21 protein-coding genes are annotated in these 19,945 nt (G+C 64.3%); 11 read left to right on the forward strand and 10 right to left on the reverse strand.

The annotated features are described in order from the left end of the window. The first annotated feature begins 45 nt into the window (after positions 1 to 45). A complete protein-coding gene (dsdA, locus tag PCLY_RS02850) occupies positions 46 to 1,401 on the forward strand; it encodes a D-serine ammonia-lyase (RefSeq protein WP_061237733.1) in 1,356 nt (451 codons plus the stop codon). A gap of 74 nt (positions 1,402 to 1,475) precedes the next feature. Here dsdA and PCLY_RS02855 read toward each other — a convergent pair whose 3' ends face one another. Next, positions 1,476 to 2,999, reverse strand: coding sequence for a fumarate hydratase (locus tag PCLY_RS02855; RefSeq protein WP_061237734.1), 1,524 nt, complete (start codon positions 2,997 to 2,999; stop codon positions 1,476 to 1,478). Positions 3,000 to 3,260: 261 nt separating this feature from the next. Here PCLY_RS02855 and PCLY_RS02860 point away from each other — a divergent pair, with 261 nt between their 5' ends. From PCLY_RS02860 to PCLY_RS02875, 4 genes are read left to right on the forward strand one after another with little or no spacing between them, the layout of a single operon-like run. Further along, on the forward strand, positions 3,261 to 4,388 hold the full coding sequence (locus tag PCLY_RS02860; protein ID WP_061237735.1) for a GGDEF domain-containing protein: 1,128 nt from the start codon (positions 3,261 to 3,263) through the stop codon (positions 4,386 to 4,388). Beyond that, positions 4,381 to 5,319: an iron-sulfur-binding ferredoxin reductase gene (locus PCLY_RS02865; protein WP_061237736.1), complete on the forward strand. Its 939-nt coding sequence runs from the start codon at positions 4,381 to 4,383 to the stop codon at positions 5,317 to 5,319. Before PCLY_RS02860 ends, PCLY_RS02865 begins: the two co-directional genes overlap by 8 nt. A 59-nt stretch (positions 5,320 to 5,378) precedes the next feature. Further along, complete coding sequence (locus PCLY_RS02870; RefSeq protein WP_061237737.1) at positions 5,379 to 6,152, forward strand: enoyl-CoA hydratase; 774 nt, start codon at positions 5,379 to 5,381, stop codon at positions 6,150 to 6,152. Further along, positions 6,152 to 6,355, forward strand: coding sequence for a hypothetical protein (locus PCLY_RS02875; RefSeq protein WP_061237738.1), 204 nt, complete (start codon positions 6,152 to 6,154; stop codon positions 6,353 to 6,355). Before PCLY_RS02870 ends, PCLY_RS02875 begins: the two co-directional genes overlap by 1 nt. Positions 6,356 to 6,454: 99 nt before the next feature. On the opposite strand, the gene pyk is transcribed toward PCLY_RS02875, so the two are convergent. The 3 genes from pyk to PCLY_RS02890 all read right to left on the reverse strand — a co-directional run bounded on the left by pyk (position 6,455) and on the right by PCLY_RS02890 (position 9,762). Further along, a complete protein-coding gene (pyk, locus tag PCLY_RS02880; protein ID WP_061237739.1) occupies positions 6,455 to 7,906 on the reverse strand; it encodes a pyruvate kinase in 1,452 nt (483 codons plus the stop codon). A 71-nt stretch (positions 7,907 to 7,977) separates the two neighbouring features. Continuing rightward, on the reverse strand, positions 7,978 to 8,886 hold the full coding sequence (locus PCLY_RS02885; protein ID WP_061237740.1) for a universal stress protein: 909 nt from the start codon (positions 8,884 to 8,886) through the stop codon (positions 7,978 to 7,980). 69 nt (positions 8,887 to 8,955) lie between these two features. Further along, entirely contained in the window at positions 8,956 to 9,762 is an 807-nt protein-coding gene (locus PCLY_RS02890; RefSeq protein WP_061237741.1) for a tetratricopeptide repeat protein, read from the reverse strand. A gap of 151 nt (positions 9,763 to 9,913) precedes the next feature. On the opposite strand from PCLY_RS02890, the gene PCLY_RS02895 reads away from it, so the two are divergent. The 3 genes from PCLY_RS02895 (at position 9,914) to PCLY_RS02905 (ending at position 11,200) form a co-directional block, all read left to right on the forward strand. Further along, positions 9,914 to 10,288 (forward strand): tetratricopeptide repeat protein, encoded by a 375-nt coding sequence (locus PCLY_RS02895; protein WP_061237742.1) that lies wholly within the window; start codon positions 9,914 to 9,916, stop codon positions 10,286 to 10,288. Between the two features lie 73 nt (positions 10,289 to 10,361). Beyond that, positions 10,362 to 10,784, forward strand: coding sequence for a DUF4124 domain-containing protein (locus tag PCLY_RS02900; protein ID WP_061237743.1), 423 nt, complete (start codon positions 10,362 to 10,364; stop codon positions 10,782 to 10,784). A 59-nt stretch (positions 10,785 to 10,843) separates the two neighbouring features. Next, positions 10,844 to 11,200 carry a PilZ domain-containing protein gene (locus PCLY_RS02905; protein ID WP_061237744.1) on the forward strand — a complete coding sequence of 119 codons (357 nt, stop codon included), beginning with the start codon at positions 10,844 to 10,846 and terminating at the stop codon, positions 11,198 to 11,200. 30 nt (positions 11,201 to 11,230) lie between these two features. Here PCLY_RS02905 and PCLY_RS02910 read toward each other — a convergent pair whose 3' ends face one another. Continuing rightward, positions 11,231 to 12,034, reverse strand: a complete 804-nt coding sequence (locus PCLY_RS02910) for a SirB1 family protein (RefSeq protein ID WP_061237745.1) — start codon at positions 12,032 to 12,034, stop codon at positions 11,231 to 11,233. 100 nt (positions 12,035 to 12,134) lie between these two features. On the opposite strand from PCLY_RS02910, the gene PCLY_RS02915 reads away from it, so the two are divergent. Further along, on the forward strand, positions 12,135 to 13,157 hold the full coding sequence (locus PCLY_RS02915; RefSeq protein ID WP_061237746.1) for a Glu/Leu/Phe/Val dehydrogenase family protein: 1,023 nt from the start codon (positions 12,135 to 12,137) through the stop codon (positions 13,155 to 13,157). On the opposite strand, the gene PCLY_RS02920 is transcribed toward PCLY_RS02915, so the two are convergent. Both PCLY_RS02920 and PCLY_RS02925 read right to left on the reverse strand, forming a co-directional pair. Further along, the gene (locus PCLY_RS02920; RefSeq protein WP_061237747.1) at positions 13,154 to 14,035 is read right to left on the reverse strand and encodes a DMT family transporter; all 882 of its coding nucleotides are present in this window, start codon (positions 14,033 to 14,035) and stop codon (positions 13,154 to 13,156) included. The genes PCLY_RS02915 and PCLY_RS02920 overlap by 4 nt on opposite strands. 282 nt (positions 14,036 to 14,317) lie before the next feature. Beyond that, positions 14,318 to 14,722 (reverse strand): DUF488 domain-containing protein, encoded by a 405-nt coding sequence (locus PCLY_RS02925; protein WP_061237748.1) that lies wholly within the window; start codon positions 14,720 to 14,722, stop codon positions 14,318 to 14,320. 81 nt (positions 14,723 to 14,803) lie between these two features. Between PCLY_RS02925 and PCLY_RS02930 the strand changes: the two genes are divergently transcribed. Next, complete coding sequence (locus tag PCLY_RS02930) at positions 14,804 to 15,046, forward strand: hypothetical protein (protein WP_061237749.1); 243 nt, start codon at positions 14,804 to 14,806, stop codon at positions 15,044 to 15,046. Positions 15,047 to 15,087: 41 nt separating this feature from the next. Here PCLY_RS02930 and PCLY_RS02935 read toward each other — a convergent pair whose 3' ends face one another. Further along, positions 15,088 to 15,351, reverse strand: a complete 264-nt coding sequence (locus PCLY_RS02935; protein ID WP_037003310.1) for a YebG family protein — start codon at positions 15,349 to 15,351, stop codon at positions 15,088 to 15,090. Between the two features lie 108 nt (positions 15,352 to 15,459). After that, positions 15,460 to 16,434 carry an MBL fold metallo-hydrolase gene (locus tag PCLY_RS02940; RefSeq protein WP_061237750.1) on the reverse strand — a complete coding sequence of 325 codons (975 nt, stop codon included), beginning with the start codon at positions 16,432 to 16,434 and terminating at the stop codon, positions 15,460 to 15,462. 227 nt (positions 16,435 to 16,661) lie between these two features. Between PCLY_RS02940 and PCLY_RS02945 the strand changes: the two genes are divergently transcribed. Then, on the forward strand, positions 16,662 to 17,156 hold the full coding sequence (locus tag PCLY_RS02945; protein ID WP_061237751.1) for a phosphate-starvation-inducible protein PsiE: 495 nt from the start codon (positions 16,662 to 16,664) through the stop codon (positions 17,154 to 17,156). 97 nt (positions 17,157 to 17,253) lie between these two features. On the opposite strand, the gene PCLY_RS02950 is transcribed toward PCLY_RS02945, so the two are convergent. After that, entirely contained in the window at positions 17,254 to 19,884 is a 2,631-nt protein-coding gene (locus tag PCLY_RS02950) for a DEAD/DEAH box helicase (protein ID WP_061237752.1), read from the reverse strand. Positions 19,885 to 19,945 lie beyond the last annotated feature (61 nt).

The raw sequence follows: 19,945 nt of genomic DNA on the forward strand, positions 1-19,945 counted from the left end.
TCATCTAATGGCCGCTGTTAACGGCCTGCAATGAGGAAACTGCCGATGATCCTTGGTCAGCCGCTCGCCCAGTGGCGAGCGCAATATCCGCTGCTCGACGAGCTGATCGCCCTGCGTGAAACCAGTTGGTTCAATCCCGCCGTGGCGCCGGCCAGCGAGGCGCTGGGCGATGTCGGTTTGAGCGCTGCGGATGTGGCCGATGCCAGCGCGCGTCTCGCGCGTTTCGCACCTTATCTGGCTCGCGTGTTCCCGCAGACGGCCGCCAGCGACGGGGTCATCGAGTCGGACATCCTGCATCTGCCGCGTATGCAAGCCTTGCTGAGTGAAGAGATTCACGGCGAGGGCGAGATTGGCGCGCTGTGGCTCAAGCGTGACAGCCATCTGCCCATTTCCGGTTCGATCAAGGCCCGTGGCGGCATCTACGAGGTGCTCAAGCATGCCGAGGACCTGGCACTGGCGGCCGGGCTGCTCAGCCTCGACGACGACTACGCCTGCCTCGATAGCGATGCGATGCGTGCCTTTTTCGCGGGTTATCAGGTGGCCGTCGGCTCCACCGGCAATCTGGGGCTTTCCATCGGCATCATCAGTGCGCGCCTGGGCTTCCAGGCCACGGTGCATATGTCCGCCGATGCGCGTCAGTGGAAGAAGGACAAGCTGCGTGCCCATGGCGTGACGGTGGTCGAGTACGCCAGCGATTACAGCGTCGCGGTGGAGCAGGGGCGGCGCCAGGCCGAGGCCGATGCGCGCTGCCACTTCGTCGATGACGAGAACTCCAGGCATCTGTTTCTCGGCTATGCGGTGGCCGGCGAACGCCTCAAGCAGCAACTGGCAACGGCCGGTGTCGTGGTCGATGCCGAGCATCCGCTGTTCGTCTACCTGCCTTGCGGTGTGGGCGGTGGGCCGGGTGGTGTGGCGTTTGGCCTGAAGCTGGCGTTTGGCGACGCGGTGCACTGCCTGTTCGCCGAGCCGACGCACTCGCCGTGCATGCTGCTCGGCGTGCATACCGGCCGACATGAAGAGTTGGCGGTGCAGGATTTCGGCATCGACAACCGCACCGCAGCCGACGGCCTGGCGGTCGGTCGGCCATCGGGTTTCGTCGGGCGCGCCATGCAGCGTCTGATCGATGGCTACTACACGGTCAGCGATGAACAGCTGTTCCGCTACCTGGCGTTGCTGGAACAGACCGAGGGCCAGCGTCTGGAGCCTTCGGCCCTGGCCGGCATGCCGGGTGTGCTGCGGGTGCTGGGCGAGCAGCAGGGCTATCGCCAGCGCATGGGCCTGACACCGCAGCGCATGGCGCAGGCGACTCATCTGGTATGGGCGACGGGCGGCAGCATGGTGCCGCAGGCGGAGATGGACAGCTACCTGGCACGCGGCCGAAAACTGCTGCAGGGCGCCTAACGGGTTACGGAGTCATCTCCTGAGAATGCAAAAGCCCGGCACTTGGCCGGGCTTCTGCTTTGCAGCGTTGACGCTTACTTCACTTCCACCGCCAGGCTTTCGGCGATCTTCTTGTTCCAGATCGCCGGGCCGGTGATGTGTACCGACTCACCGTTGGTGTCGACCGCGACGGTCACCGGCATGTCTTTGACTTCGAACTCGTAGATGGCTTCCATACCCAGTTCTTCGAAGGCCAGCACCTTGGACTTCTTGATCGCCTGGGCGACCAGGTAGGCGGCGCCGCCGACGGCCATCAGGTACACGGCCTTGTTGTCCTTGATCGCGTCGATGGCGATCGGGCCGCGCTCGGACTTGCCGATCATGCCCAGCAGACCGGTTTGTTCGAGGATCTGACGGGTGAACTTGTCCATACGGGTGGCGGTGGTCGGGCCGGCTGGACCTACCACTTCGTCACCGACCGGATCGACCGGGCCGACGTAATAGATGAAGCGACCTTTGAGGTCCACCGGCAGCTGCTCGCCCTTGTTCAGCATGTCGACCATGCGCTTGTGCGCAGCGTCGCGGCCGGTGAGCATCTTGCCGTTGAGCAGGACGGTCTCGCCCGGCTTCCAGCTCTGCACGTCTTCCGGGGTGATCTCGTCGAGGTTGACGCGGCGCGCGCTCGGGCCGGCTTCCCAGACGATTTCCGGGTAGGCGTCCAGATCCGGCGCTTCCAGCTCGGCAGGGCCGGAGCCGTCGAGCACGAAGTGGGCGTGACGGGTGGCGGCGCAGTTGGGGATCATGCATACCGGCAGGCTTGCTGCATGGGTCGGGTAGTCCATGATCTTCACGTCGAGCACGGTGGTCAGGCCGCCCAGGCCCTGGGCGCCGATGCCCAGCTGGTTGACCTTCTCGAACAGCTCCAGGCGCAGCTCTTCGATGCGGTTCTGCGGGCCGCGGGCCTGCAGTTCGTGGATGTCGATGTGCTCCATCAGCACTTCCTTGGCCATCACCGCTGCTTTTTCGGCAGTGCCGCCGATGCCGATGCCGAGCATGCCCGGCGGGCACCAGCCGGCGCCCATGGTCGGCACGGTCTTGAGGACCCAGTCGACGATGGAGTCGGACGGGTTGAGCATGGCCATCTTCGACTTGTTCTCGGAGCCGCCGCCCTTGGCCGCGACGTCCACTTCCACCTTGTCGCCAGGGACGAGGAAGTAGTGAATCACCGCCGGGGTGTTGTCCTTGGTGTTCTTGCGCGCACCTGCCGGGTCGGCCAGGATCGAGGCACGCAGGACGTTTTCCGGCAGGTTGTAGGCGCGACGCACGCCCTCGTTGATCATGTCGTCGACGCTCATGGTGGCGCCGTCCCAGCGCACGTCCATACCCACCTTGACGAACACGGTGACGATGCCGGTGTCCTGGCAGATCGGGCGGTGGCCGGTGGCGCACATGCGCGAGTTGATCAGAATCTGCGCCATGGAGTCCTTGGCGGCTGGCGATTCTTCCTTCAGGTAGGCCTCGTGCATCGCCTGGATGAAGTCGACGGGGTGGTAATAGGAGATGAACTGCAGTGCGTCGGCGACGCTCTGAATCAGGTCGTCCTGCTTGATCACGGTCATTGGGGCGCTCCTCTATCAGGGAACATCAACAAGGAAGCGCCGGACAACGACCCGGCGCAACGGCGGAAGGGCACCTCTGAAACCGCCTTGACGATATTTTCAGAGCCGCCCAAAAAGGCGCGGCAGTATACCGCAGGCGACTGTGGCGGGCACAGCAGCCGAAGGTCGATGGCACGCGCAGTGGGGCGGTTATCGGCTCGCTAGGAAATCCATGGCCAGGGGGGTAGAGTTACGGCCATATGCCAGTATGGGATGGAGCCCATGAGCCCAATGAGTCGCCGGGGAACGCAACGCAGCCTGCAGAGCCTCCTGCTCAAACGCTTCGCCATGGCCTTCGCGACGTACGCGATGATGGCGCTCGTCTGCTGGTTTGCCGTGTTCAATGGCCTGTTTCTCGGTTCGACCAGCACTGCTGGCTGGATGACGCTGGGCGTATTCGGCAGCCAGTTGGTGTTTCTTTGGCTGTTTCTTTCCGGTCGCAACCTGCGTTGTGAAGATCCCAGCCTGACCGAAGCCCAGGTGCTGGTGGCGCTGGCCTGGCAACCGCCGGTGCTGGCGCTGTTCGACAGTGCGCGCGGCGTGATGATGGTGTTCTACATTCTGATCCTGCTGTTCGGCGTGTTCCAGTTGCCGCCCAAGGTGTTCGTGCGTTGCGCCGTATTCGCTTTCTTCGGCTTCACCGCGATGCTGCTGATCGAGGGCTACCGCATGCAGCTGGGGGACCCGGGCATGGCCTGGCTGCAGGTCTGGGTGCTGTTCATCCTGCTGGTCTGGCTATGTCTGTTTTCCAGCTACGTACAGGCCATGCGCAAGCGCATGCGCCAGCGTCGTTTCGCCCTGCAGGCACACCAGGACACCCTGCGTGGAATGATGCGTCAGCTCGAGGACCTGGTTGCCACCGACGAACTCACCGGGCTGTTCAACCGGCGCCATTTCCTGCGCCTGGCCACCCGTGAGCTGGAACATATGGCGCATGGCCGCCAGCACGGCCTGGCACTGATCGATCTGGACCATTTCAAACGAATCAACGATGCTCATGGGCATGCCGCTGGCGACCAGGTACTGCAAGCCTTCGCCGCGATCGCCCGTGCCTGTCTGCGTGACGGCGACACCATTGCCCGCTACGGCGGTGAGGAATTCGTTCTGCTCTTGCCCAATACCGATGCCAATCAGTTCACCGCGTGCTGCGACCGTCTGCGCGCTGCCTTCGCCAAGGCCGAGCCGGTGGGCCTGAAAGTCGACGGTCTGAGTCTCTCTGTCGGCATGACGTTGCTGGTCGCCGGTGATGATCTTGATGAAGCCCTGCAGCGCGCCGATCAGGCGCTCTATCAGGCCAAGCGCAGTGGACGCAATCGCTGCGACGCCAGCTGGGAGACTGTGGGTGCCTGAGCTGCGCGTCGGTGACCAGCTACTGCAGATTGCCCAGCAAACCAACTTGCTCGATGCATTGCTCGGCGCTGGTGTTGCCGTGCCCTACAGTTGCCGAGCCGGTAGCTGCCATGCCTGCCTGGTGCGCTGCGTCGACGGCGAACCGGAGGATCGCAAGCCCGAGGCGCTGGCGGCCGACAAGCGCGCCGAGGGCTGGCGCCTGGCCTGTCAGTGCCAGGTGGTCGGGAACCTGCAGGTCGAACCCTTCGATCCGCAGCGCGATGGCTTGGCGGCCAAGGTGCTCGCCCTGGACTGGCCCAGCCGGCAGGTTTTGCGCCTGCGTCTGCAGCCGGCCAGGCCATTGCGCTATCGCCCCGGCCAGCACCTGCTGCTGTGGAATGAGCAGGGTGTGGCGCGTCCGTATTCACTGGCCAGCGTGCCGGGCGAGGACGACGGCCTGGAGTTTCATATCGATTGCCGCATGCCGGGTGCGTTCTGCGATGCCGCGCGACAGTTGCAGGTTGGCGATGCGCTGCGTCTCGGCGAACTGCGCGGTGGCGCTCTGCATTACGACGCCGATTGGCAGGCCCGGCCGCTCTGGCTGTTGGCCGCTGGCACGGGGCTGGCTCCCTTGTACGGGGTCTTGCGTGATGCGCTGCGTCAGGAACATCGAGGTGCCATCCGACTGCTGCATGTCGCGCATGAGCCGGCCGAGCACTATCTGGCGAGCGAGCTTCAGGCATTGGTCGCGCAGCACGCCAACCTGCAGGTGGAGCTGGTAACGGCGGCGCAGTTGCCGGCTGCTTTGGCCGAACTGCGCCTTGTTTCGCGGCAGACCCTCGCCTTACTCTGCGGCCATCCCACGACGGTCGAGAGCTTCGCGCGGCGCCTCTACATGGCCGGGTTGCCACGCAGCCAGATGCTCGCCGACGTCTTCCTCACTCGCGCTTAGGTCATGTGGGGCCTGCCAGGCCCGATGCCAGTGCGTAAGTCGCACATTGGAGCTGTGGCATGAGCGAACACCTGCATATCGAACGCGACGACGGCTTGTTGACCCTGCGCATGCACCGCCCGGACAAGAAGAACGCGCTGACCCGCGCCATGTATGCCGGCATGGCCGAGCTGCTGGATGACGCCGCGCGCGACGCCAGCGTGCGCGTGGTGCTGCTGACTGGCGGCGAGGCGTGCTTTACCAGCGGCAACGACGTCGCCGATTTTCTCCAGGCGCCACCGACCGGGCTGAACAGTGAAGTGTTCCAGTTCATGCGCGCCCTGTTCGACTTTCCCAAGCCGGTCGTGGCCGCGGTGGCGGGCCCTGCGGTGGGAATCGGTACCACCTTGTTGTTGCACTGCGACCTGGTCTACGTCAGCCGCGATGCGCAACTGAAGATGCCATTCGTCAATCTTGGTCTGTGCCCCGAGTATGGCTCCAGCCTGATTCTGCCGCGCTTGCTGGGGCACGCACGGGCTGCCGAGTTGCTGCTGCTCGGGCAGGGTTTCAGCGGTGAGCAGGCTGCGGCCTGGGGCATCGCCAACCAGGCCCTCGACGATGGCGCCGCGACGCTCGGCAAAGCGCGCGAGATGGCCCGGCGTTTTCTCCAGCTGGCGCCATCGGCGGTTGTCGACAGCAAGCGCCTGATGCGCGCGCCGGGGCGTGACGAGCTGCGCCAGGTGATCGAGGAGGAGGGCGCGCTGTTCGGCCAGCGCCTGCGTTCGCCGGAGGCCATCGAGGCATTGTCGGCGTTCATGCAAAGGCGCCCGGCAGACTTCACGAGGTTCGCTTGATGGACGGCGCTGCGCTGCTCTGGGGGCTGCTGTTCGGCAGCATCGGTCTGGGGTTCGTGATCTATGGGCGGCGCCAGAGCAAACCCGTGCCTTTTCTCTGTGGCCTGGGCCTGATGGGGTTTCCCTATCTGGTCGACGGCACCCTGTGGCTGCTGGTGATCGGCTTGTCGCTGATCGCCATTGCCTATTTCGTGCGCACCTGAGGGGCGGACTTTCTACGCGCTATCCGCTGCGCACGCTGCAGCCAGGCCCCATAAAACAGAAGGCCGCTCGATGAGCGGCCTTCTGCGTGAGCGGGTGGGTTACACCATATGATCGCCGACGTGGAGGATCTTCATGGTGTTGGTGCCACCGGTGCCGTGGTAGCTGTCACCCTTGGTCAGGATGACCCAGTCGCCCGGCTCGACCACGCCACGCTTGAGCAGTTCGTCCACCGCCGCCTGGCTGACCTTGTTCGCTGGCAGCGAGGCGGGGTCGAACGGCACGGTGTAGACGCCACGGAACAGCGCCACACGGGCCTGCGCTTCGCGGTGCGGGGTGAAGGCGAAGATCGGGATCGACGAGCGGATGCGCGACATGATCAGCGGGCTGTAACCACTCTCGGTCAGGCTGATGATGGCCTTGACGCCCGGGAAGTGGTTGGCGGTGTACATGGTGGCCAGGGCGATGCTTTCGTCGCAGCGCTCGAACTGGCGGCCGATGCGGTGGCTGGACTGCTTGCTGGTCGGGTGCTTCTCGGCGCCCAGGCACACGCGGGCCATGGCCTGCACGGCTTCGACCGGGTATTCGCCGGCGGCGCTTTCGGCCGAGAGCATCACCGCATCGGTGTAGTCCAGCGCGGCGTTGGCCACGTCGGAGACTTCGGCGCGGGTCGGCATCGGGCTGTGGATCATCGACTCCATCATCTGCGTGGCGGTGATCACGGCTTTGTTCAGGCGACGGGCGTGGGCGATGATCTTCTTCTGGATACCGACCAGCTCGGCGTCGCCGATCTCCACGGCCAGGTCACCACGGGCGACCATCACCGCGTCACTGGCGCGGATCAGACCGTCGAGTGATTCGTCGTCGGCCACGGCTTCGGCGCGTTCGATCTTGGCCACCAGCCAGGCATTGCCGCCGGCTTCGGTGAGCAGGCGACGGGCGTAGTCCATGTCGGCGGCATCACGGGGGAAGGACACGGCCAGGTAGTCCAGGTCCATTTCCGCTGCGACCTTGATGTCGGCCTTGTCCTTCTCGGTCAGGGCCGGTGCGGTCAGGCCACCGCCACGGCGGTTGATGCCCTTGTTGTCCGACAGCGGGCCGCCGATCAGCACGCGGCAGTGCAGTTCGTCAGCGCCTTTGAGTTCGACGCGCATGACCACGCGACCGTCGTCGAGCAGCAGCTCGTCACCGACATCGCAGTCCTGGATCAGTGCCGGATAGTCGATACCGACCACGTCCTGGGTGCCGGCCGTGCGCGAGTGGCTCGAGGACAGGCGGAACAGGTCGCCGTCCTTGAGCTCGATGCGCTTGTTCTCGAATTTGGCGATGCGGATTTTCGGGCCTTGCAGGTCACCGAGCAGGGCGACATGACGGCCGTGCTTGGCGGCCAGTTCGCGTACCAGGGCGGCGCGCGCCTTGTGGTCGTCTGGCGTGCCGTGGGAGAAGTTCAGACGGGCCACGTCGAGACCGGCGAGGATCAGTTGTTCCAGCACTTCCGGCGAGTTGCTGGCCGGGCCCAGGGTGGCGACGATTTTGGTACGGCGAAAGGTCATGCACGAACTCCCTAGTGAACTATGCCGGGGAGGCTACTACGGCCTTGCGCTGTAGTCATTGTTCCTGTGCACTACCCTTTGTCGTCCGGTTTGATCACCAGCAGATCGCACTCGACACGTTCCAGCACCCGTTCCGCAGTGTGGCCGATCAGTAGGCTGTCCAGATGGCCGCGGGCGATGGCCCCCATCACCAGCAGACCGATATTGTGCTCACGCACGAAGCGCGGGATGACCTCCTCGGCAAAACCATCGAGCAGGTGGGTCTTGGCGCGATCGATGGCGTGTTCGGCGAGCAGCCTGTCGAAGGCTTCGCGGTGCTCGCGGCTGCACTGGGTCACGTAGTCTTCATATTCCTGCGCTACTTCGGCGTCGAACAGCAGTGAATGCGGCAGCGGGGCCTGCGCATGCAGGTAGTCGGCATCAAGGCCGAGGGCAGCCTGCAATGCCTGACTGACTCGAATCAGCTGGTGATCGAGGGCGGCTGGTTTGTCCGCGCTGTGCAGTGGGTCGAGCGCCGTACACAGGCTGTGACCACGTGGCTCGGCGTCGTGCACCAGCCACAGCGGCACCGGGCAGCGGCGGATCAGTTGCCAACTGGTGTCACTGAACAAGAGGCGGCGCAGCGCACTGCTGGGATGGGTCGACTTGAACAGAATATCCGGTTGCAGCGCTACGACGCGGGCAAGAATCTCTTCATGGCGGCGCTTGCCCCAGCGCACGTCCACTTCGATCCTGAACCCTTCATCGCTCAGTTGGGCGACACTGGTGCGCAGTTTCTCGCAGCTTTGTCGCACGATGGCGTCACGGGCGCGGTCGAGCAACTGGCTGTCGAGCAGGCCGCCTTCCAGGCTGGGGTGGTATTCGATCTGCAGCAGGTGCAACTCGGCACCGACCTGGCGCGCTATTTCGACGGCGCGTTGCAGGGCGGGTTGTTGCTGGTGTTCGGCGTCGATCACGACCAGCAGTCGTTGCAGTTTCATGGCAGCGTCCTCGCCTGGAGTCTGTCACTGCATTACAGACCATGCTGCGCTGAGCGGCATTGATATGGGTCAGCGCATGCCTGGATTGAGCGCCAGGTCCAGATGGCGCGCGGCCTTGGCTGTCAGCTCGCCTTCGGGAAACTGCACCAGCAGGCGGCGCAGGTAGGCGATGGCCTTGTCGCGGTTGGCGTTGGGGTTGTCCGGCGCCATGTGCATCAGCGCCAGTTGATACAGCGCCTTTTCCTTGATGTCCGCCGGCACGTGTGGATCGGCCAGGCCCAGCAGGTAAAGCTGCTCGGCTTCGTCGACGCGGCCCTTGAGCACGGCGCGGCGCGACAGCAGGGTCATGTCCGGGTCGAGGCTGGGTTTGTACAGATCGAGGTTCTGGCTCGGTTGCCAGTTTTCCAGCAGCTCGCGCGAGGTCTTGTGGATCGGCTCGTCGGCGCGTTGGCGGATCGCCTCGATGCGCTGCTCGGCGCGGTTGGCTGCCTGGCTGGCGGGAAACTCGTTGAGCACCTTGTAGAAGTAGTTGAGCGCCTTGGGGTCGTCGCGCTGCTCGTTGAAGCGGTTCATGTAGATCAGGCCGATCTGATACAGGGCGATGGCGCGCACCTCGCCACTCAGTTGCGGGTCGCGGTAACCGTCCAGGTACAGCGCTTCGGCCTTGTCGCTGTGGGCGTCGCGAATGGCCATGGCGCTGTAGGTCAGCAGATCGCCTTCCTCTTCGATGGCCGCGGTCATGCGCTTGGTTTTCAGGGCCTTGTATTCGACCACTTCGTTGGTGGTGACCTGGGCGATGAACAGCGGCGTGGTCGGTGCGCAGGCGCTCAGCAGGGTGGCGCCAATGATCAGGCAAAGCGGTCGGACGAGCGGCATGCGGGCTCCTTGGCCGAAACGGGCCGGTGCCGCGCAGTCTAGTCAGCACGCCATACAGCGCCAAGGCGTGGGCAGCAAAACCCATCGGAGGTTTGTCGCTGTTCAGTTTTTGCCGGCGCTGTCGATACACTGCCCATTGGAGGACTTGCCCATGCGTACCCTGATCATTCTGGCCGTGGCCCTGGTTGCCACGGGTTGCACCCGCGTCTCGCTCGACCATCATCTGAACAACGCTTATCGCGCCTATAACGAAGGTGACTGCGCCCAGGTCGCGCTGGAGCTGTCGCAGGCCGAGCGCAAGAGCCGCTCGCGCAGCTACCTGCAGCCGGAAATTTCCCTGCTGCGTGGTCAATGCCTGGAGCGTGAGAGCCTGTTCGTCGATGCGGCGCAGACCTACCAGTTCATCATCGCGCGCTACCCGGCCAGCGAGTATGCCTATCGCGCCCGCGCTCGCCTGCAGACCCTGGAGCAGCTGGGGCATCACAGCCCGGCACCGGCCGCCAAGATCAGCCCGGCTGCGCTCTGAACCTTCGGTCGCAAGCATTTCTCGGCGATGCGGCGCAGTATAAGCTGACGCGTGTCTCTCATGGAGGATGAACATGCGTCACTGGTTGCTGATCGCCGCGCTGCTGCCCTCGCTGGCCGCGGCAGAAATCTATCGCTGGACGGACGAGCAGGGGCAGGTGCATTTCGGCCAGCGCCCCGTGGCCGGGGCTGAAACCGTGCAGGTGAAGCCTCAGGTGGTCGAACGTGACCAGCACACGCGCGAGCGCGAGGCGCGCAGCCAGCGCTTCTACGACGCCAGGCGCGAGGAGCAGCAAGAGGCCGCCGCTGCCGCGACTGCGCAGCGCGAAGAACGAGCCAACGAATGCCGTGACTTGCGCCGGCGCCTGGCGCAGATTCCCGAAGGCTTCAGCTATTACCGCACCGACGCCAACGGTGAGCGCATCTACTACAGTGATGAAGAAACAGACACCGCTCGTCGCCAGTTGCGCGAACGGATAGCCCAACGCTGTTCTTGAGGGTGGTTAAGTGGTCGTAGTAGGGCCATACTCAAGACCCTTTGTAGCGATTTGCCACTATGCGTAGCCAGCGCCGAATCGAACGCCATCAGTTGCCCTACTACCTGAAGGTGTTCAATCGCATTACCGACAAGCCGATGGGATTCATCGGCAATGTCTCTCTCGACGGGTTGATGCTGATCAGCCAGTTGCCACTGCTGGTGGGCGCCCGTTTCGACATGCGCCTGAAAATTCCGGGTCAGCAGGGCATGCGCTTCATCGACTTCTCCGCCAACTGCCAGTGGTGTCGCGAAGACGTCAATCCCGGCGTCTACGACTCCGGTTTCGCATTGGTCGCGCCACCTGCCGACTACGTCGAGATGATCGATGCGTTGCGCTACTACTTCAGTTTCCACGGCCTGGCGGCTTCTGCCTGATAGTGCCTCGGGGCGCCGCGCTCCGTGCCCTCAATGCATCGCCGGCGCACGGGCCAGGTTGCGCAAGCGCTGACTCAGTTGCAGGCGCAGACCTTCTTCCTCGCAGAACAGCAGGGCTCGCTCCAGGTCGTAGCGCTCACCCTGTGGGCAATCGAGCTGGCGGTAGACATCCGCCCGGGCCAGGTGATCGACGAGATTCGGCGGGCCCAGTTGCAGGACGCGTTCGGCATCCCTGAGTGCTGCTTCCGGGGCATCGTGCTGCAGATGCAGCAGGCGCAGATTGCGTGACAGGCGGCGCAGCATGTCGCCGGCATCGGCCGTCTGCAGGTGCGCGGCGCTGAGTTCTACGCCAGGTCCGAGCTGGCGATAGAGCTGCTCACGACAGTCGCGCGTGTACAGGCGGCGCCCGCCGCACGGATCGAGCAGGTGGTCCGCTCCGGGTACGCGGAGCAGAAAATGCCCGGGGAAGTTCACCCCCTGCAGCGGAATCTCCAGCCGTCGTGCCAGCTCCAGGGCGATCAAGGCCAGGGTCAATGGCTGGCCGCGCCGCCTGCGCAGCACATGATGCACAAGCGCATGTTGCGGACGCGTCACGCCTTCGTCGTCTTCCTGAAAGTCGAGTTCGGCCAGACGACGCAGCAGTGGTTGGGCCAGTTCGCGGACGGGCAGGGTGGGAAGCCCGGCGCTGACCTGCAGTTGCAGGCTGTGCAATTCACTCAGCACCTGTGCCGGCTGCAGCAAATCATCGTGTTCGGCGGCAATCCACAGAGCCGCCTCGAATAGGGCGGGAGGATCGCGTTGCAGGCACTGCAGACAGGCTTGGCGTGGGCTCATCGCATTCTCCGCTGACTTCTGCTGTTGTAGCCCCTGTCAGGGGCGTCGTCCAGTGGGGCTCTCCTATACTGGGGGCTGACGTCTGCTCGGGAGCTCGCCCATGTTCAGCATGATGGAAGCCGCCCGCCTCGAGGCCCTGCACCTGGCCGAGGATCCGGCCAGCGGCCTCAAGGCCGTTATCGCCATTCACAACACCCGCTTCGGGGCGGCACTCGGCGGTTGCCGTTACCTGGCCTATGCCGATGAACGCGGCGCCATTGCCGATGCCATCCGTCTGGCCCAGGGCATGAGTTACAAGGCCGTGCTGGCCGGCATCGACCATGGCGGCGGCAAGGCGGTGATCATCCGCCCGGCCCATCTGCAGAGTCGGGCCGCGCTGTTCGAAGCCTTCGGGCGTTTCATCGAGACGCTCAACGGCCGCTACATCACGGCGGTCGACAGCGGTACTTCCAGCGCCGACATGGACTGCATCGCCCAGTACACCCAGCATGTCACCAGCACTACCCAGGCGGGTGACCCCTCGCCGCACACGGCGCTGGGTGTGTTCGCGGGTATCCGCGCCACCGCTCAGGCGCGCCTGGGCAGTGATGACCTGGAAGGATTGCGGGTCGCCGTGCAGGGCCTGGGCAACGTCGGGTTCGCCCTGGCCGAGGCGCTGCATGCTGCGGGAGCGGAACTGCTGGTCAGCGATATCGATGCCGGGCGTGTGCAACTGGCTGTCGAGCAGTTGGGCGCGCATCCGATTGCCAGCGATGCATTGCTCGCCACTCCCTGCGACATCCTCGCGCCTTGTGGTCTGGGTGGCGTACTGAACGTGCAGACGGTAGCCCATCTGCGCTGCGCGGCGGTGGCTGGAGCGGCCAACAATCAGCTGGCCAGCCCCGAAGTGGCCGACCAGTTGGAAGCGCGCGGCATTCTCTACGCACCGGATTACGTACTGAACGCCGGTGGGCTGATCTATGTGGCGCTGCGTCATCGCGGCGAGGCGTTGCCGGCGATCACCGCGCACCTGGCGCAGATCAGTCGACGATTGACCGAAATCTACGCCCACGCCCAGGCGGAAAAACGCTCCCCGGCGCGCGTCGCCGACTATCTGGCCGAGCGCCTGCTATACGGCGCTTAGCCGCTATTCGCGAGCTTCAGGCGAGGGGCGAAGCGAAAGACCAGGGCTAGCCCGATCAGGATCGCGGCCATCCCGGCCAGAGCGCTGGCCGAAAGGCGATTGCCCAGCAGCAGGTAATCGAGCAGCGCCGTCGTCACCGGCACCAGATAGAACAGGCTGGTGACGTTGACCAGATTGCCGGTCTGAATCAGCCGATACAGCAGCAATTGTGCGCCCACCGAAACCACCAGCCCCATCCACAACAGCGGCATGATCAACCCGACGTCAAAACTCACCTGCCACTTCTGGCTGGGTAGTAGCATCAGACTGCCCAGCAGGCAGAGACCGTACTGCAGCGGCAGGGCACGCATGGGCGTCTGTCGCAGGTTCTTCTGGGCGATGGTGCCGCCGGTTATGCAGAGCAGGGCGCCGAGAGCCAGGGCCACGCCGGACAGCGGCATCGCGCTGCTCATCAGGCTGTCCGCGACGATTATCGCCAGCCCGGCCAGGGCCAGCAGCAAGCCGAGCACGCGCAGCAGCGAAGTACGCCGCTCCAGCAGCATCAAGGTCAGTATGGGTTGTACACCGAGCACCGTTGCCAGCACGCCGGGTGTGACCCCTTCGGCCAGCGCCAGCATGTAGCAGATGCTGTAGCCGCCGATCAGCAGCAGGCCAGCCCTGGCGGTTGCCCAACGCAGGTCGCGCTCGGGCAGCCAGACTCCGGAATGACTGGCGATCAGCACCAGCGCGGCAAAGGCGAGGGCAAAGCGCAGCAGCAGGAAGGCGAAGGGCGAAGCATGGTCCAGGCCCAGGCGAGCGAAGATCGCACCACCGGACCAGAGCAGCACGAACAGAGCCGTCGCGCCATAGGTGCGCAGGGAAGTCGAATCGAAACACATGAGGGAACACCTGTCGAAAATCCACATGAGCTCCGTACGCGCGCAAGGGCACGCGTCGCTGAGGCGATGAAACGGAGCGCGGAAGAGCGGGATCAGCCCGCTTGGACGAGGGCCGGCGGTGGAGGGGTACCGGCGCGACAGGCAGGTGGTGGCGCGCAGCCGTCGACAGCGACGCGATAGGCGGCGCTGGCGGAGTCGTTGTGGCAAGGCGCGGTGAGGGGCATGAAAACAGCTTCGGATATGTCGCAGAAGTCTGGAGGCTAGCCTGCCGCTGCCGTACGGTCAATGACCGTCGAATTCGCCCTGATAGCAAACCGGTGAGCTGGGCGAGTCATGACGCTGCAGTTCATCTTCGAGGAACTCCGCCAGCACCCGAGCGTTGTTATGCGCTTCGTCGCGCGCCGCATAGAGCAGCGTCAGCGTGCCCCTCGCTGCCCAGTGCAGCAGGCGCTGCCAGTGCTCGGGGTGGGCGCTCAGTTCACGGCGGTAGGCGGTGCGAAAATCATCGAAGGCCTCGGCGCGGTGGGCGAAGGATTTGCGCAATGCGTTGCTGGGGGCGACGTCGGCTAGCCACTCATCGAGCACCAAGGCCTCTTTGGAGAGGCCGCGAGGCCACAAGCGGTCGACCAGCACGCGTTGGCCATCGCTGGTTTGTGCATCGAGATAAACACGCTTGCACTGGATCATGGGCTTGCCTGACTGCCTGCGGCAATGCCGCACTTGGCGGCGTCTGCAGGCTCGATTAGCGTGGTGAAAGGAGGATTCACCATGGACTATTTCATTATCGTCGTCACCACGGCAGCGGGGCTGTACTTTCACTGGTGGCTGTTTCGTCGCATTCGCCAGTGGAGTGATCGCGACCTGGCGCTGTCCCTTGCCGATGGCAATGAGCACAAGCGTCAGTACATGCTCGAGCAATTGGCCCGTGCGCGAGCGCAGGGCGTCAGGCGCAAGGAGTTGCCGGCCTGGCTGGAGCAGGCGGCGGGGCAATATCCCCGCGGCGATGCATAGCGCCTAAGCCCCTTGCGTGAACGAGGGGCTTCGACCCTCGATCATTCGCTGGCAGCTTCGATCTCGAGTTCGTCCAGCGCATCCGGTTGGCTCTTGAAGGCCTTGGCGAAGATGTCGCGGTTCTTGGCCATGAAGATTCCCAGTTCCTCGCCCTGTTCCTCGTTCAAGGACGGAACCGCCTTGTGCAGCACCTCGCTCAGGCGCTCTGCCAGTTCCAGCATCTTGTCGTAACGATCGGCTTCGGCCTTATCCATGAACAAGCGCTCCGGATCGCGACTGCTGCGATACACCACTTCGACGGCCATTCATCACCTCATCTGCCTTCATGCGTGTCTGTTGGTAACTGTTTATTTATACAGTGTTCGAAGCATAAAGAACTCGCTGCCATTTGGCCAGCAGCGAGTGTCGAGAATTCAGCGGTCGCTGCGGATCGGGCTGAACTCGGCGGGTACCCAGGCGTAGCCTTGGGCTTCCTTGCGTACGTGGCCCAGGCCGGGGAAGGGCAGGTGCGCGCCGGCGACCCACAGCTTGTCCTTGGCCGCTTCGGCCAGGATGCGTTGGCGTGATTGCCTGGCCTTGTCGCTGTCGACATCGAACTCGATGACCACTTCAGGTTTGGCGAACTGCACGGCGTGGTTGTGCAGGATGTCGCCCCATACCAGCAGGCTCTGTTCACCCGATTTGAACAGGTAGGAGGTATGTCCGGGCGTGTGTCCCGGGCTCGCTACCAGGCTGACGCCAGGCAACAATTCGCCTTCTGTCTTGTAGGGCTTAAGCTTGTTCATCTTGGCATAGGGTGCGACTGCCTGTTGCGCCATCTTGAACATGCCCTGCATGCCTTCGGGGGCCTTGGCCATGGTCGCCTCGTCGAGCCAGAAGTCAGCCTCTGCCTGCGGCACTTCCACGGTCGCGTTGGGGTAGGCCGGGCTGCCGTCGGCATTGACCAGGCCGCAGGCGTGGTCTGGATGCAGGTGGGTGAGCAGCACGGTATCGACCTGCTCCGGCTGGTAGCCGGATGCCTTGAGGTTGGTCTGCACCACGCCGAGCGTCGGGCCGAAGCATTGGGCAGCGCCGGTATCGACCAGCACCAGGTTGTCGCCGGTGTTGATCAGGTAGGCGTTGACCGCAGTCTGCACGCCTTTCTCGGACGCCACGAACATGCGCGCCAGCAGCGATTGCAGGTCCTTGTCATCGATGCCCTTGAGCAGGCTGGCAGGCAGGTCGACGTAGCCGTCATACAGAGCGGTGACTTCGAAGTCACCGAGTGCCATGCGGTAGTAGCCCGGTACCTGGGTCTTCTGTTGTGCTGGTGCGGCCGCCTGCAGCGGCAGGCTGACCAGGGCAATCATGGCGGACGACAATGCGGTGCTCAGCGAGAAAAGACGCATGGGGGATCCTTCATTGAGAGTGGCGATGGCGCAGTGTGCGACGCGTCGGGGCATCTTGGCGAGCCTGTGATGTCAGTTTCAGCCTCGTCGCGTCCGGCTGGGCCGTGCCAAATCGTCACATCGCGGCAGCATCCTCGAACTGGTCTTTTTCCTGCATGATTGTTTCTTGCGAATGCCCGATGTGGGGATTCGGGGCGTTGTGCCAGGTCTCGTGGGGAGTTGTAAGGATGAATTGGGCTGAGCGCTTGCGCGAAAACATGCACGGTCTGGCGGAGTCGCTGGGCAATCTGTTGATGGAGGCTTTCCATTACCTGGCCTTGTTCGCCATTGGGGCGATTACGGCCTGGGCGGGGGTGATGGCCTTTATCGGCATGCTGGAGAAGGGCCACATCACGGTCGATGACATCCTGCTGCTGTTCATCTACCTGGAGCTGGCGGCGATGGTGGGGATCTATTTCAAGACCAACCACATGCCGATTCGCTTCATGATCTACGTGGCGATCACTGCGCTGACCCGCCTGCTGATTTCCGATATTTCCCACACCCACAAGCCGAGCTGGGGCGTGGTGATGGTGTCCGGGGCGATCCTGCTGCTGGCGTTGGCGATTCTGGTGGTGCGCTATGCCTCGTCGCGTTTCCCGGCCGTGGCTGGCCCGCATCCGCGCAGCAAGGCGCGCAACCGTGCGGATGCGGAATCCGAGCGTGACGATATGTCTGACTGAGATGTAGGGTGGATCGGGGCGCGTAGTCGACGCTGTTCTCATCTACCCGTGCGTGGGGTGGATCGATGAAGCGTGATCCACCCCACGAGGCGAGGCGTCAGCCGAGCGGCGCGAACAGCGCCGCCAGATCGGCCTCGTCCAGTTGCCACTGGCCCTGACTGCCACCGTCGAGCACGCCCTTGGCCAGGTTGGCCTTGGCGTGCTGCAGCTGCTGGATCTTTTCCTCGACGCTGCCACGGGCGATCAGTTTGTAGACGAACACCGGCTTGTCCTGGCCGATGCGATAGGCGCGGTCGCTGGCCTGGGCTTCGGCAGCCGGATTCCACCAGGGGTCGAAGTGGATCACGGTGTCGGCGGCGGTCAGGTTGAGGCCGCTGCCGCCGGCCTTGAGACTGATCAGGAACACCGGGAATTCCCCGGCCTGGAAGCGCTCGACCGGTGTGCGCCGATCCTGGGTGCTGCCGGTCAGCTTGGTGTAGGCGATCTTGCGTGTCTGCAGTTCTGCCTCGATCAGCGCCAGCATCGAGGTGAACTGGGAGAACAGCAGCACGCGGCGGCCTTCGTCGACCAGCTCCTGAAGCATCTCCAGCAGGGCGCTGAGCTTGCCCGAGTCGCTGGCGCTCAAGGCGCTGCCGTCTTCGCCCAGCAGGCGCAGGTCACAGCAGCTCTGGCGTAGGCGCAGCAGGGCTTCGAGAATGACGATGTGGCTGCGTGCCAGGCCCTGGCGGGCGATCTCGTCGCGCACCTTCTTGTCCATGGCCAGGCGCAGGGTTTCATAGCGATCACGTTGCAGTTGGGTCATCTCGACCCACTGGGTGATCTCGGTCTTCGGCGGCAGCTCGCTGGCCACCTGTTCCTTGGTGCGGCGCAACAGGAAGGGGCGGATGCGCCCATTCAGGTGGGCCAGACGATGAGCGTCGCCGCGCTTTTCGATAGGCGTGCGGTAGTCACGTGTGAAGGCCTTGGCGTCGCCCAGCCAGCCGGGCATGAGGAAGTGGAACAGTGACCACAGCTCGCCCAGGTGGTTTTCCAGTGGTGTACCGGTCAGGCACAGACGCAGGTCGGCCTGCACCTGAGCGGCGGCCGTGGCGGCCTTGCTGCGCGGGTTCTTGATGTTCTGCGCTTCGTCGAGGATCAGCAGGCGATAGCGCTGCTGGTTGAGCGCCTTGAGATCGCGCGGCAGCAACGCGTAGGTGGTGAGGATGATGTCGTGCGCGGCAATCTCCTCGAACAGCGCCTTGCGTTTGCTGCCGTGCAGGGCCAGCACGCGTAACTCTGGGGTGAAGCGTTCGGCTTCGTCCTGCCAGTTGGGAATCAGGCTGGTGGGCATGACGATCAGCGCGGGCTGTTGCAGGCGTCCGGCCTGTTTCTCGCAGAGGATATGCGCCAGGGTCTGCAGGGTCTTGCCCAGGCCCATGTCATCGGCCAGCACGCCGCCGACGCGTAGCTCGGCCAGGGTCTGCATCCAGTTCAGCCCCTCCAGCTGATAGGTGCGCAACTCGGCGTTCAATCCACGGGGCGCAGCGACTTCACGGACGAAAAGATGCTGCAGCCGCTCGGCGAAGCCACGCAGCTCATCGCCACCTTGCCAGCTCAGCGCCGGGCCGGTGGCCAGAGCAGCCAGGCGCGCCGCATCGGCGCGCCCGAGGCGCAGCGGCAGGTGGTCTTCACCCGGGTCGCGAAAGTACAGCTCGCCCAGCGTCGCCAGCAGCGGCTTGAGACGGGCGAAGGGCAGTGCGATGCGTTTGCCGCCTTGCGGCAGGTTGACCAGCAGACGGTCTTCATCCGAGCGTTGTGCCAGCGCTTCGGGCGCCAGCAGCCAGGGCGTGCGGCGAATGGCCTGGAGCAGGATCGGCAGCAGGCTCAGGCGCTGGCCTTCGACTTCGATGCCCAGTTCGAGGTCGAACCAGTTCTGCTGCGGGTCCTCCTCGACTTCGGCGAACCAGTCGTCGACTTCGGCCAGGTTGTACTGGAAGTCCGGGCGCATCTGGATTTGCCAGCCTTCTGCACGCAATTGCGGCAAGCGCTGCTGGACGAAATCCAGCCAGTCGCGCTCACGCTCCAGTTCGAACGGCTCACCGGCCTCGGCGGGCAGTGCCTCGCTCTGGCGCAACGCCACTTGCAGACCGAGGCCTTCCAGGCGTTTGCGCAGTGTGGCTTCGGCCGTCGCGTCGCGGATCAGACGCAGGTTGGTGGCTTCATCCAGACGCTTGACCAGGTCCTTGGCCGGCTTGCCGAAGACGCGGTGTCCGGCGTAGTCGAAGGCCAGTGCAGCGCGGTGCTGAGTCTGTTCGTGCATGCGTCCCTTGCGCGCATCGAAGTGCACGCGCACCTGGCTGCCAAGGCTGAGGATGGGGGTAGGGGCGATGTTCTCGAGGCGTTTTTCCGCCAGCTCCTTGTTCGGCACGATGATGTCCGACAGGTCGCTGCCGGCACGCTGCCGGGTTTCCAGGGCGAGCAGTGCGGCGACCACGTGCTTGCAGTTGAAGCCGACCGGGCAGTTGCAGTGTCCGGTCACGCTCCACTTGCGCCCGTAGGGGTGCAGGGTGATGCGTTGCTGATAGGTCTGCCCGCCCGAGCCACGGCAATTGGCGAGCAGGCTGTTGTCCTTGAGGCTGAGCAGTCTGCTGCGCTTTTCTTCTGCGTAGGCGATACCACGACGCAGGTCGCCGGCGCCGAACTCCGAGCGCCAGTCTTCCTGTCGTAGCTGGTGGATATCCAGGGGCATCAACGAAACCCCGTGGTCAAGAGAGATGGGCGCATGAACGGGCCGTGGCAATGCAAAGCCG

The sequence above is a fragment of the Ectopseudomonas composti genome (genome assembly GCF_001567565.1).
Classification (GTDB): Bacteria; Pseudomonadota; Gammaproteobacteria; order Pseudomonadales; family Pseudomonadaceae; genus Aquipseudomonas; species Aquipseudomonas composti_A.

Bases quoted from the DNA above. Each gene is read 5' to 3' on its own strand.
- dsdA (WP_061237733.1), top strand. From the start codon at position 46: ATGATCCTTGGTCAGCCGCTCGCCCAGTGGCGAGCGCAATATCCGCTG.
- PCLY_RS02855 (WP_061237734.1), bottom strand. From the start codon at position 2,999: ATGACCGTGATCAAGCAGGACGACCTGATTCAGAGCGTCGCCGACGCA.
- PCLY_RS02860 (WP_061237735.1), top strand. From the start codon at position 3,261: ATGAGCCCAATGAGTCGCCGGGGAACGCAACGCAGCCTGCAGAGCCTC.
- PCLY_RS02870 (WP_061237737.1), top strand. From the start codon at position 5,379: ATGAGCGAACACCTGCATATCGAACGCGACGACGGCTTGTTGACCCTG.
- PCLY_RS02875 (WP_061237738.1), top strand. From the start codon at position 6,152: ATGGACGGCGCTGCGCTGCTCTGGGGGCTGCTGTTCGGCAGCATCGGT.
- pyk (WP_061237739.1), bottom strand. From the start codon at position 7,906: ATGACCTTTCGCCGTACCAAAATCGTCGCCACCCTGGGCCCGGCCAGC.
- PCLY_RS02885 (WP_061237740.1), bottom strand. From the start codon at position 8,886: ATGAAACTGCAACGACTGCTGGTCGTGATCGACGCCGAACACCAGCAA.
- PCLY_RS02890 (WP_061237741.1), bottom strand. From the start codon at position 9,762: ATGCCGCTCGTCCGACCGCTTTGCCTGATCATTGGCGCCACCCTGCTG.
- PCLY_RS02895 (WP_061237742.1), top strand. From the start codon at position 9,914: ATGCGTACCCTGATCATTCTGGCCGTGGCCCTGGTTGCCACGGGTTGC.
- PCLY_RS02900 (WP_061237743.1), top strand. From the start codon at position 10,362: ATGCGTCACTGGTTGCTGATCGCCGCGCTGCTGCCCTCGCTGGCCGCG.
- PCLY_RS02905 (WP_061237744.1), top strand. From the start codon at position 10,844: ATGCGTAGCCAGCGCCGAATCGAACGCCATCAGTTGCCCTACTACCTG.
- PCLY_RS02910 (WP_061237745.1), bottom strand. From the start codon at position 12,034: ATGAGCCCACGCCAAGCCTGTCTGCAGTGCCTGCAACGCGATCCTCCC.
- PCLY_RS02915 (WP_061237746.1), top strand. From the start codon at position 12,135: ATGTTCAGCATGATGGAAGCCGCCCGCCTCGAGGCCCTGCACCTGGCC.
- PCLY_RS02920 (WP_061237747.1), bottom strand. From the start codon at position 14,035: ATGTGTTTCGATTCGACTTCCCTGCGCACCTATGGCGCGACGGCTCTG.
- PCLY_RS02925 (WP_061237748.1), bottom strand. From the start codon at position 14,722: ATGATCCAGTGCAAGCGTGTTTATCTCGATGCACAAACCAGCGATGGC.
- PCLY_RS02930 (WP_061237749.1), top strand. From the start codon at position 14,804: ATGGACTATTTCATTATCGTCGTCACCACGGCAGCGGGGCTGTACTTT.
- PCLY_RS02935 (WP_037003310.1), bottom strand. From the start codon at position 15,351: ATGGCCGTCGAAGTGGTGTATCGCAGCAGTCGCGATCCGGAGCGCTTG.
- PCLY_RS02940 (WP_061237750.1), bottom strand. From the start codon at position 16,434: ATGCGTCTTTTCTCGCTGAGCACCGCATTGTCGTCCGCCATGATTGCC.
- PCLY_RS02945 (WP_061237751.1), top strand. From the start codon at position 16,662: ATGAATTGGGCTGAGCGCTTGCGCGAAAACATGCACGGTCTGGCGGAG.
- PCLY_RS02950 (WP_061237752.1), bottom strand. From the start codon at position 19,884: ATGCCCCTGGATATCCACCAGCTACGACAGGAAGACTGGCGCTCGGAG.